Source organism: Enterobacter oligotrophicus (genome assembly GCF_009176645.1).
Taxonomy (GTDB): domain Bacteria; phylum Pseudomonadota; class Gammaproteobacteria; order Enterobacterales; family Enterobacteriaceae; genus Enterobacter; species Enterobacter oligotrophicus.
This window is the reverse complement of sequence record NZ_AP019007.1, coordinates 4,085,260-4,096,667: the sequence shown is the minus strand read 5'-3', so window position 1 is coordinate 4,096,667 and position 11,408 is coordinate 4,085,260. Positions and strand designations below refer to the sequence as shown.

Below are 11,408 nucleotides of genomic sequence, written 5' to 3'. Positions count from 1 at the left end.
CTGCTGTCATGCGCCTGGTCCAGCTTTCTCGTCATAATATTGCGTTTCCTTCCCCGGAAGGCGCGCTACGTGAGCCCAACGGGTTGCTGGCACTTGGCGGCGATCTCAGCCCGGCACGGCTGCTGATGGCCTACCAGCGCGGGATATTCCCGTGGTTTTCACCCGGCGACCCGATTTTATGGTGGTCGCCCGATCCGCGTGCCGTGCTGTGGCCAGCGCAGTTCCACCTCAGCCGTAGCATGAAGCGTTTTCATGCTAAATCGCCTTATCATGTCACCCTTAATCACGCGTTCGGGCAGGTCATCGAAGGCTGCGCCGAGGATCGCCATGAAGGTACATGGATCACCCGTGACATCATTACCGCTTATCAGCAGTTACACGAACTTGGCTATGCGCATTCCATTGAAGTCTGGGATAAAGACGAGCTGGTGGGCGGCATGTACGGCGTAGCACAGGGGACGTTGTTCTGCGGGGAGTCAATGTTCTCCCGCGCCGTTAATGCATCGAAAACCGCGCTGCTGGTTTTCTGCAAGGAATTTGCCGAACGTGGCGGACAGTTGATGGATTGTCAGGTACTCAATGAGCATACCGCCTCACTGGGAGCCGTTGAAATCTCCCGCCGTCACTATATTGAGCATCTGGATACCTGCCGCCAGGAGAAGCTCCCGCGCGACTTCTGGATACCAAAAACGCTCTTTATGCCCAATGCCTAAATGTTTTCCGCACATTTTTTATGAGGGTGTTATAATTACGCCGCAGAGTAGCTTCTGCCTGTTGCCCCGCCGCCGTTTGGGACCCTCGCTTCAGATAACGTCCTGACGTTTATCCTGTTGTCTCCCCTTTACGAATGCGCTTCCCGTTCGGTTGTACCGTGACGCTTGGGCAATGCGCTGAAACTGTTTTGCTGCGTTTTAAACGCGCAATTCTTTACTTAATTGATGAATTTCGGCATTATCTTGCCGGTTCAAAACTTGGTAGTGATACCCCAGAGGATTAGATGGCCAAAGAAGACAATATTGAAATGCAGGGTACCGTACTTGATACGTTGCCTAATACCATGTTTCGCGTAGAGCTGGAAAACGGTCACGTGGTAACTGCGCACATCTCCGGTAAAATGCGCAAAAACTACATCCGCATTTTAACGGGCGACAAAGTGACTGTTGAACTGACCCCGTACGACCTGAGCAAAGGCCGCATTGTCTTCCGTAGTCGCTAATTGTTTTCGCCTGTAAGGGCAGATGAATATTAAATAAGGCCGGGATAGTCCCGGCCTTATTTTTTGGTCGTGCGGTCGATTACTTAAACCGTTATTTGAGGTTTCTTTTCAGCTCAGCGCTGGCTGTTCGACAGTGCAAAATGTAAGGGTGTGAAGACCTTATTTTCTATTTTGCTAAGCTGCCTATACGGCAGTGCACTATTGATATGATTCGTACAACCGATACGCGTTTTTCTAAGCTGCCTATACGGCAGTGCACGAACTGTGCCGCGCAGCTTCGGAGCCGCTGCTTTTCTAAGCTGCCTATACGGCAGTGCACTGAAATAATACCCCCTTACCATTATGATTTTCATACAAAAAAAGCTAAAACCCTATTCCTATCCTATTTTACCCCACCCACAATATTTCCAATATAAATCAATACATTACATATCACTCCAAAATTAGGGGTAAACAGCTGAATTCTCTTCCACCGCCCCGCGCAAAAAACATCCATTCCAAAAACCCCGACAAATGACTACACTAACCTATGACAAATGACTTCAATCAGGAGGTACTATGAGAACATGGGTTCCCGCGCAGAAACCTGCTGACAACGCGCTTTGGCGCTATGCCGGTTTACCTGCAAACCGTGGTATGCGGTTAGTTGAATACCTCAATCAAGGTTTACCCGTCAGTATCCTCGATAACATTCATGAATGGACGTCGATGTCGAAAGCGGACATCCTTCGCGTGACGGGGATTAACGAGCGCAATGTCGCTCGCCGCAAAAGCGCAGGGCGAACGCTGACGCCCGATGAAAGCGAGCGCGTGGCACGTTTCGTGCGTGTGCTGGATGCTGCTGTCGATTATTTTGGTAGTAAAGAGGAAGCATGGAACTGGCTGCAAGCACCGGTGCGTGGGCTTGGGAATGTTGCGCCAGTCAACCTGATTGCCACTGAAACCGGCGCGCTGGAAGTCACCGATTTGATTGGTCGTCTGGAACACGGAGTGTTTGCGTGATTTTTTATCGTCTGGTGACAGGACGTTATGCCAGCGAAGCGTGGAGTGGTAGCGGCGCAAACCAGTATGGTGGTCGCTGGAATCATAAAGGACATCCTGCCGTCTACGTATCCACCGCCATCTCGCTGGCATCGCTCGAAATTTTGGTGCACGTGAAAAAAGACACCGTGCTGAATCAGTATCAACTGTTCAGTATTGATATCCCGGATGACCAGATTGACTACCTGGACAAAGCCTGGTTGCCCGAGGATTGGCAGGAAAATCCGGCACCGGTATCAACGATGGATCTGGGAACCGGTTGGTTGCAGGCGAACAGTGCGCTCGCGCTTATCTTACCTTCCTGCATCATTCCTTATGAAAACAACGCCATACTTAACCCATTACATCCGGCATTCCACAAAACACTCAATTCTGTCCAGCAGCTCCCTTTTAATTTCGATATTCGTCTGGCAGAGAAAACCGCACCCTGAAAGCTGATGCGGTTATTATTCTCAGAACCAGGGAATGGTCGCCGTTGCACTTAACCCGTATGTCGAAAATGCCCCGATGACAGGCGCAGAGAGTAGATCACCATGACGGATAAAGAGCCTGAACGACTGGCCTGTAGAGAGGCTACGCAGATTAAGCCAGGGCAAATCAGTCCGCGCCTCTTGCATTGTCAACAGGCGTTGCTGCGCCTCTTCCTCTGTTAACCATCCTTTTTTCACCGAACGACGCATAAGCCTTTGCGCACTGCTTTTAACCTGAACGCGGCTCACACAGCGCCATTGCGTAACGGCAGGCACGGGCTTTATGTCCGAAGACACGCAGTAGTCGCTCAATCCTTTGCGCCATGTCAGTGATTCGAGAACGCTTAACGCCTGGTGCTGACCGTGCAGACGTAACACCGGGCCAGGCTTTATGCTGTATGCAGGGAAGCTAATACCAATATCACCCTGCCCTCGCTGCCCCAGCGCGCGGTGCAGCTTAGCCACCAGCGCGGCCATCAGCATTTCCTCGCTAAACTCCGGGTCGGGCAGTACGCGGATCTCAATGTAGTGATCCATTACGACTCCTTACTCGCTTTTCTCACCGAAGACGCCGCCGCGGATCAGGACGGCCATTACGTAATGCTGCTGTTCAACGTCTGGCTTCTGGCCTTTCGTCACCCAGTTATCCAGCAAGGTGTAAAAATCCAGTTTCTCTTTCGGCTGACGACACGCCACGCCGCGGCTGGTGACAGAGCCGTACGGTTCGACGGCGATCGCCCCCAACTCCTCAACTTTAGGATGCCAGGTATCAATAGTGCGCAACGCATTACCCAATTTCTGTGAATGCATCCCGGCAACACCATCCACCTGATACAGCAGACGGCTCTTACTGCTGTTGCTGTCGAGCACAAGTTCCTGCGACGGGAAAATCTCCTGTCCGGCACCAAGTAATACCTGCGCCTCTACATTCAGCAGGACGAATTCGTTGCCGCTGAGCCCTTTTTCAATTTCCTGAGCCAGTTCGTTCAGTTGCTCGTCGCTGGCAGAAAAATCACGCAGCGCATAGGCGTAGGCATCGAATGTCCATGACTTGCTGCCCGCTACCTTAACGACAATCTTTTCGGCACCGACACGGTTACGCCATAAAAAACGACCGTTCGCCAGGTTGGTCGCATAGCGGCGTGCCAGCTCGGCAAAACCGTGTTCACTGATATAGCCATCAATGACCTGCGTGAGTTCATCCTGATAGGCCCGGTCGTTACACACAGAAGGCGTCGAAAGATTTCCCAGCACGCGCAGGGTAAACGTCACTTTCAGGGTATCCGCATCAGCAGGTAACGCCGCCACATCGACACGCTGCAGGTTCGCTTTCTGGATCTCAGCATCCAGTTTTGCCGGATCGCTGGTAATGGCATTTTTAAGACGGTTTGAAATGGTGCCACGCACCGCTTTCTCCTGAATACGAATCGGTTGCCAGACCTCTTCCCCCCAGGTGCCTGAATACATTACTGCATCGGAGGTTGCCAGTTTCCGTTCAAATGCCAGTACAGATGCCGTTTTAACGGTAGTTGGAGCCTTTGCCATAGTTAAGTCCTTTTTAATTTGAATGTTCAGATGTCACTGGCGCGCCCGCGCCCTGACAGTAGTAGCCCGTTTCTGTCGTGCGATAACGCCAGAAAATGTCATCAAGTGACTGAATTCGATGCAACCCACACCATTCGCCCACGCCATACACCGCTTCGGTAAACGCGAAGGGGGTTTCCGCATCACGCGCATTTGCCACGACACCGGGCGCGTAGAGTTCAGAGATGCGCTGATAACCGGTCATTAACGGTACCAGGTAACCGGGGTTGGGTTTAGGAGCATAGTGCCAGTTTGCCGGTTCGCCTTCGCGGATGTCACCTTCCTCCGGCGTTTCGGCTTGCATTTTCAGGGCAGCAAAATCCAGCCAGGCGTCAAGCAACGTGGCGTTAGGATCGTTTTCAAGAAGCGTTTGATGATGTTCGCCCAGCCAGCCGCTGCGATCGCGCAGGGCAAAGCCCGGCATCAGTTGCCACTGTAATCGCCCCATCTCCTGACGACTGGCAGGCATTGCCATCACAGAGATATCCTGAATATCGACGATAATTCCTCCCGCCAGTCGGAGCGTCGGGCACACCTGCAACAGAAACTCTGCCAGGTCGCGCTGCCCGTATTCACCGTTAGGAATTTCTCCGTGACATTCCAGCAGTAACGAAACGGTCAAATGCATGCGCCCCTCTTCATTAAAGGAGGCCGTTTTCGCGTCACGAGTTAACGGGTTACGGGTCAGCGCAAACTGATAATCACGGCCAGACGTATGCGCGTGGATCTGGTGCTCGTGGCTCACGACCGCACAGCCATCAATACGCAGCCCGTGCGTTTCCGTCAGCTTGCGGGACAGCGCATGAGAAAATCCCATGAAATGGGTGATAGCGGGAAAACCATACGTCAGGCCAGCAATCGCGTTGGCGTTTTCGACTCTGACGCGGCGAAGCAGGATCAATGAGCTCATTTCAGCGCCTCCCGGATGATTTTTTCCATCTCGCGCAGGTTCGTGCGTAAACGTTCGCGGGTTTCCCATTCACGCTTTTCTACCGCACCTAAATCAGGCAATGCCTTGCGCAGACGCGCGTTCAGCCACAGAGCAAAATCCTCTGCCACAGAGTCCTGCCAGTCGTCTTTTTCACGCTCAAGGCGGAAGGCTTCGTCTGTTTTTGTGCGCCAGGGGTCGAGCCAGAGTTGCTGATGGGATTTAAGATCCGGGCAGTTGAGTGTCCAGTTTTGCCATGTTTCGCACTGAAATTGAGCCGCAACGTCAAACAACAGGTCGATAAGCGCGTTGATATAGCCATCACGTGCTTCGCGAATACGAAAGCTGGTGTAACCGCCCGTTCTCGTCAGCAAAGAAATAAGCAACTGAATTTGACTCTTGGCACGACGGTCAAATTGCCCACCCGAGGCGAAAACAGAACGTAAATTCGTTGGCGGCTTTTCTGCTCTTTTCCACTGTGGTGGCTGGCAGGAAAGTAGCCAGCTACGTCCGCCGCGCACGCTGTTGAGATAGGAAATGTTCTGCGGTTTTGTGCCACCGAAGTGTATTTCCGCTGAATCCGGGAAGAGTGTCAGCGGAGTGGGATGCCAGGTTTTCTCGCGACGCGCTTTCCAGATGGCTTTAACCTCATCGCCAAAACGCAGGGCAACCATTTTCTGATGCATAGCATGGACAAGCGAGGTGGCAAACAGCGGGCTTAACAGGTGGTAACCATCACCTACCGGAAAATAGCCCTGTTTTGCGAGTTTGTGCGAAGCTGGCTCTCCTGGCTTCAGAGCGCGCGAAAATCCCGCTATCCACTCATTTAACTGATGAGTGTCGTCGGTAAATGCGGCCAGCGCGGCATGGTCACCGCGTTTCAGGCTCGCCAAAAGGGAGTCGCCCCCTTCGATACGGGTCTGCAGAAGTTTCGCCACATCCAGCGCTGCAGCATTACCCACGGCATCCGGTTCCAGACCAGACAACGCTGCGCTGCTGAGATATCCTTCCTGCGCCACTGCCTCGCTGTAAATACTGCTACTTTTTGAATCCCCGTGGGTAAATTTCGCCGCATGGGTCACGAGGTTAATTTGTCCGGCTCGCTTCGCGGCATCCGTCAGCCATGCTTTCGGTTCATAGCGAAGCTCCAGCTCCCGGCGTTCTGCCGCAAGCGTCGCGCTCTCTGCCTCGCTGCGTTTTGCGGCCTCTTTTTCAAATGCTTCCAGCTTTGTTTGCCGTCGTCCGGCAATGTACTCAGCAATGAAAGCGCTTACTGCTTCAACTGACATACTCGCTCCTGGATCTTTATAGATATTCCCTGAACACACCCAGTACCGGGTGATACAGCCATTGTTCCGTCTCCTCCTCCCTGCTGACCCTCAATGTGATTTCGCCATAACGACGCGACACCGCATCCAGCTCCATCTGCTTTTCATCCGCAAGCGCCTGCAACACCCTGGCATAATCAATCGCAAACCACGGTTCTACGCCGTCGGCCATGGATAACGAATGCGAGCGAAACCGCTCCGAAGGTTTTAACCTGCCGTCTTCCTGCATCAGGCAAAACACGGGTTCGTCGTCTTCCTCTTTCATACTCAAAAAGAAAGAGTCCTCAGGCGATGAGCGGCGAAACGGTGTTCGTTTTTGAAGCTCACCGTTCCACGTCAGTGGCAATCGCCACCACGACGCGGCAACAACATCTGGTTTATCCCCACCGTCCAGCAGCGCGGCACGCAACCGGGCGTGCTCCAGCGCCGCCAGCGCATTACCGGGTAAATCTTCAACGATGCGCGGGATAGCATTGAGTGTGCGATAACTTTCTTCACTGAGCAGTTCATGAAGATCATGGTGAGGCAACGGATGGTGTTCCGTTTCGAAACCAGGACGACAGTAGGCCACGCGCTCCCCACGAAGCGCGCGCACGTTGCGTTCCAGAATCACCAGGTTTTCACGCTCAGGCACCTGCTGGCGATGACGCTGAATACGTCCGGCAAACTGAATAAGCGAACGCATTGAACTCGGTTCGACGATCCCCCAGTCGGCATCAAAATCTCGCCCGACCTCCAGCACAGACGTCCCCAGCACAACAAAAAGATGGTGCTGCTCCGGTGATGTCAGCGCCTGCTTCACTTCCGGTAACTGCCAGACATGTTCCGGGTCGTGTCGCGTGAACGCGCTGTCCAGCCGTTTTTCGATCGCCGCGCGCACCGCCAGCGGATGCTGGCTGTGATAAACACAGTAATGAATGCGGTAATTGTCCGGCGAGGGGATTGCCATCAGCGCCTGCGCGACAGCAACCAGCGGATTGATATTGGCCATGCGAACCAGGCCAAACGATACGGTTTTGCCACTTTTATGCGTGGCGTGATGGTGGCCATGAAGCTCAACCATCTCCTGGTACAACGTCTCCGCCAGCGCAGAAACCACAGCCGCGTAGCTGGCGGATTGCGGTAATACAGGGGCCAGTTTCCCAAGCCGAAGCCGTGGCTGGTCAGGCAGGCGTTTAATCCGCTGACGCACAAATTCGCCGTGCGCCTGACGAAACTGGTTTTCATCGGCCACATCCTTTGACTGTGCGCCGTACTCATCAAACCAGGCGCAGCAGATACTCATCGGTCTGTCGGAGATCCCGCAAGCGATTTGCCAGGCTTTGCGTCCTTCCCGATAGGCTTCAAACAACGCTTCCGTTAACGCAGGGGGCAACGTTGCCGACGAGAGAAGCACACGGGAGCCGAGCATTCCCGCCCAGTTAACCAGCCGACACAGCGCGTGCAAATCATCAATATCAAAATCATCTGGCTCATCAAGCACCAGATCGCTGGTCAGCAGGCGCAGCATGGCGGGGATCTGCCGCCCCCCGCGTACGCCTTCCGTCGCGGGCATAAGATGATCGACGGTTGTCACCAGCACCGGCGCACTGACCAGACGGTTAAGCGTCGGTTCTTTCGCCAGCCACTGTTGCGCAATACCGCTGCTCATTGCGCCCTCATAATGAACGTAATGATGGCTGGCGAAAAACGCTTCGTCGCTGGCGCTGCTGTTATCTTCAACGTCATTCCCCTGGTACAGCTCCTTCACTGCTGCGGCACCAGTCACCACGGCCAGCGTGTCATCATCCAGCCCCAGACGCGACTGCAGAGCCTGTCCCGTTTGCAGCGTCAGCGTGCGTAACCCCAGCGCGACGCTGAAGCGACATCCCGCCTGCTCATCCGCCAGGGCGTACATAATCCGGGCGTTTGCAAAGGTTTTACCGCATCCGGTCGAGGCCATATTGATGCCGAAGAAACCCTGCTCTGCACTCTTCTCCCGCAAGGCAGAGGCCACATCCCATGCTTTGTTCTGCCATTGAAAGCGCGGATTTGTTGCCCTTTCCCGAAACGCTTTATGTCGGGCGATGGCGGGTAACGAACGACGCAAAGAAGGAAGAGAACGCCCCATCAGCAGCGCCAGGTGTGCGACACCGACATTGTGCTCATCCAGTTTTTGCTTAAGCAGCCCTGACTGGCGGTCACTGTTGGCCCAGCACTGGACGGCATCATCCTGCCATTTGGAATAAGCCGGTTGAGAGGAGTAAACGTGATCGGCCAGCATCAGCGACAGACGAGCAAGATGGAGGGTGAAAAGATTATCCAGCGATCCCGCATGAAGCAGTGCGGGGAGGTTACGGATGCGTTTACCAATCTGCCTGGCCTTCTCGCGCCAGGTTTTACTTTTTAGCGGCGTGCCGTGAGGAAATGTCCAGACGTTTTGTTTTTCCCGCGTGGTCCAGCCATGCTTTTCCTGTTTGTGATTTAGCGCGTTCCAGTCCACATTCAGCTGTCGCTCAAGCCAGCCTTCACAGTACAGTAATGAGGGATTTTTCGAATGGGGCTCAGGTAAACGGTGGTGTGATAACATCAGCCACGCCACCACTTTAGCGACGGGTGGTAATGTTCCCAGCGGACTGTTACTCCACTCTTCCCTGTCCTTCTTCAGCGCTTTTAGCATGGCCTTTTCGTCAGCGGCTTTGAGCTGTGTTAAGGATGTCAGCCACTGTTCATCGGTTTGTTCTCCTACAAATGCCTCGAACAGACGAACAGAGATCCACTCATGGCGAAACATTTGACAGAAGCGCTTACTTTCACCCTTAAGCGTTTGCTGGAAACTCATCCCCGCTTTACCAAAATCATGAAACAGCCCGGCGATCGCCGCCAGCAAGGCGATGCTTTCCGCACTGTGCCAATGGTGTTCGTTGTCATTGCGGATAATTTGCAGGGTCGTGCGATTTGTGGGTACACGTCCTTGCGCGTTAAAGCGACGCAAATTCCCGACAATCCACAGCAGCTCTGTTTGCCCGCTTTTTTTCAGCCAGTGGCAGGCCACGGCGGTATTACGCCGCGCAGTTTTACGCAACAGCTTACGTAGCGTGTTAACGCCTTCCATTGTGATCGTCGTCTGCCACGCAGCGTCACCCGTGCGCTCAGCAAATTGATCGATAATTTGACAGCTTTGCTCGCGCGCACGTTTCGTACACCGGGAGATAATCAGCACATTCATTTTGCGACTCCCGCCAGCGACTGCGAGGTTTCCTGCAACGTGGCGATCATCACATCCAGCGCATCAGCCTGTTGAAACACGTTGATGCAGCGCTGACGAAATTGTTGATTATCCTCACCCTCCATAGCCGCAATAAATGCCTGTGGCATAACGAGCGCGTCTTTCATTAAATCAGCAATATCAAAAACCAACCCACCGCGTCGGGTTTTACCGTGCATAACCGCAAGCCCATGAGGAATGCCCGTCACCCAGGCTGCGACAGCCGCCAGCCCGTAGGCCAGATAGTTGCCCTGATCGAGAAAACGGTTCGCCATATCCGCCCCGCCACCCCGTTTGGCGCGGATAAAGCTGCCGTAGCCCACCGTCTGGCTTGCCAGTTTATAGAGTGATTTCGTCAGCTGTGCCTCCTGAAGCATCAACGACGTATGATCCTGAGCGTTTTCCATGCCCTGCTTCGCACGCTCAAGAATATTATTCAGCGCATCCTTATCTGATTGAAAAGAGGTTTCTCGCTGCATCCGCAACCCGGACCACTGTTTTTCGATTTGCTGTAAACGAATAAACTGAAAGTGCTTTGCCGCCTGCAGACGTTTTTCTTCGTTAAACCAGAATGAAACCCAGTTTTGCAAATACCCCGTCGGGCGATATTCACTTTGCGGACAAAGCCAGGAGACATCAATATCCACTTCATTTGCCGCATAAAGCGGCGTGCCATCCGTTCCACAAAAACCAACCATCACGCCTGCCCGTGCAAATTCCCGCATTGCCATTTGCGTAACGGAGGTTCCCATACCCAACATGACCGCCGTAGTATTGGCGATGGGAATGTTCCAGAAAAATGACTCTTTCCCTTTCTGGGTGACATATTCAACCCGCCCACCATTTACCTGAATACGACATTTCTCCAGATAATAGATATTGGCGCGTTTAGAGTGGAGTATGGTTTTTAAATCACCAGACGTGATGCTGTTTGCGGGCATGTTAAGGCTTTTATTTCAAAGAATTGAATGCAGGATATGTTAGCGAGTTTTAGACAAAGACAAATGTGATATATATCAAATGAATAATAATCAGAGGGGTAATAAAACAGAAAGTGTGTTTAATAGCGCATTTATCATCCCAATGAATAATGCATTCCTTTGATTATATTTATGAATTGGATATGTTTTTTGATTTAAATAAAAATGACAGAGATAATAGTGATGGATTCTTGTGAATGATCGATGTGGAGCATGTAATTGCAAGACCTTTCTAGCGAGAGGGGCTGTGTGGCGTTGAACATTAACGCCTTCGTCCAGATGGGCATTGAGTGTTTCTAAGCTGCCTGTAAGGCAGTGGACGAACAAATCCAGGATACATTTTGCGGTAACGTTTTCTAAGCTGCCTGCACGGCAGTGAACCGCGTGATAACAATTAACGACGATATGACAGGTTTCTAAGCTGCCTGCGCGGCAGTGAACCTCAAAGCATGCAGCATGATCCGACGTTCGGATTTCTAAGCTGCCTGCACGGCAGTGAACGTAATTCCAGTTTTACCCGCTCATGTACGTTCTTTCTAAGCTGCCTGCACGGCAGTGAACGGTTGGTTTTTGTCTGGCTGTGCTTTGCTACTTTTCTAAGCTGCCTGCACGGC

At 52.8% G+C, this 11,408-nt stretch carries 10 protein-coding genes and 1 CRISPR repeat array (1 of these 11 running past the window's edge); of the genes, 4 read left to right on the top strand and 6 right to left on the bottom strand.

Going from position 1 to position 11,408, the window contains the following annotated elements:
- The first annotated feature begins 8 nt into the window (after positions 1 to 8).
- The 4 genes from aat to EoCCA6_RS19590 all read left to right on the top strand — a co-directional run bounded on the left by aat (position 9) and on the right by EoCCA6_RS19590 (position 2,688).
- Positions 9 to 713 (top strand): leucyl/phenylalanyl-tRNA--protein transferase, encoded by a 705-nt coding sequence (gene aat / locus EoCCA6_RS19605; RefSeq protein ID WP_152084072.1) that lies wholly within the window; start codon positions 9 to 11, stop codon positions 711 to 713.
- A 284-nt stretch (positions 714 to 997) separates the two neighbouring features.
- Positions 998 to 1,216 (top strand): translation initiation factor IF-1, encoded by a 219-nt coding sequence (infA, locus tag EoCCA6_RS19600; protein WP_002211347.1) that lies wholly within the window; start codon positions 998 to 1,000, stop codon positions 1,214 to 1,216.
- Between the two features lie 558 nt (positions 1,217 to 1,774).
- The gene (gene parS, locus EoCCA6_RS19595) at positions 1,775 to 2,218 is read left to right on the top strand and encodes a type II RES/Xre toxin-antitoxin system antitoxin (RefSeq protein ID WP_152084071.1); all 444 of its coding nucleotides are present in this window, start codon (positions 1,775 to 1,777) and stop codon (positions 2,216 to 2,218) included.
- Positions 2,215 to 2,688 carry an RES family NAD+ phosphorylase gene (locus tag EoCCA6_RS19590; protein WP_152084070.1) on the top strand — a complete coding sequence of 158 codons (474 nt, stop codon included), beginning with the start codon at positions 2,215 to 2,217 and terminating at the stop codon, positions 2,686 to 2,688. The genes parS and EoCCA6_RS19590 overlap by 4 nt, the downstream gene beginning before the upstream one ends.
- A gap of 21 nt (positions 2,689 to 2,709) precedes the next feature.
- On the opposite strand, the gene cas6f is transcribed toward EoCCA6_RS19590, so the two are convergent.
- Genes cas6f through cas1f form a run of 6 tightly spaced genes read right to left on the bottom strand, consistent with a single transcriptional unit; the run spans position 2,710 to position 10,755 of the window.
- Positions 2,710 to 3,264 carry a type I-F CRISPR-associated endoribonuclease Cas6/Csy4 gene (gene cas6f / locus EoCCA6_RS19585; protein ID WP_152084069.1) on the bottom strand — a complete coding sequence of 185 codons (555 nt, stop codon included), beginning with the start codon at positions 3,262 to 3,264 and terminating at the stop codon, positions 2,710 to 2,712.
- 9 nt (positions 3,265 to 3,273) lie between these two features.
- Positions 3,274 to 4,272, bottom strand: a complete 999-nt coding sequence (gene csy3, locus EoCCA6_RS19580; RefSeq protein ID WP_152084068.1) for a type I-F CRISPR-associated protein Csy3 — start codon at positions 4,270 to 4,272, stop codon at positions 3,274 to 3,276.
- Positions 4,273 to 4,285: 13 nt separating this feature from the next.
- On the bottom strand, positions 4,286 to 5,221 hold the full coding sequence (csy2, locus tag EoCCA6_RS19575; RefSeq protein WP_152084067.1) for a type I-F CRISPR-associated protein Csy2: 936 nt from the start codon (positions 5,219 to 5,221) through the stop codon (positions 4,286 to 4,288).
- Complete coding sequence (csy1, locus tag EoCCA6_RS19570; RefSeq protein WP_152084066.1) at positions 5,218 to 6,528, bottom strand: type I-F CRISPR-associated protein Csy1; 1,311 nt, start codon at positions 6,526 to 6,528, stop codon at positions 5,218 to 5,220. The genes csy2 and csy1 overlap by 4 nt, the downstream gene beginning before the upstream one ends.
- 16 nt (positions 6,529 to 6,544) lie before the next feature.
- Positions 6,545 to 9,775, bottom strand: coding sequence for a type I-F CRISPR-associated helicase Cas3f (gene cas3f, locus EoCCA6_RS19565; protein WP_152084065.1), 3,231 nt, complete (start codon positions 9,773 to 9,775; stop codon positions 6,545 to 6,547).
- A complete protein-coding gene (cas1f, locus tag EoCCA6_RS19560) occupies positions 9,772 to 10,755 on the bottom strand; it encodes a type I-F CRISPR-associated endonuclease Cas1f (RefSeq protein ID WP_152084064.1) in 984 nt (327 codons plus the stop codon). Before cas1f ends, cas3f begins: the two co-directional genes overlap by 4 nt.
- Positions 10,756 to 11,087: 332 nt before the next feature.
- Positions 11,088 to 11,408: direct repeats of the CRISPR family, unit length 28 nt; unit sequence TTTCTAAGCTGCCTGCACGGCAGTGAAC; it runs 427 nt beyond the window's last position.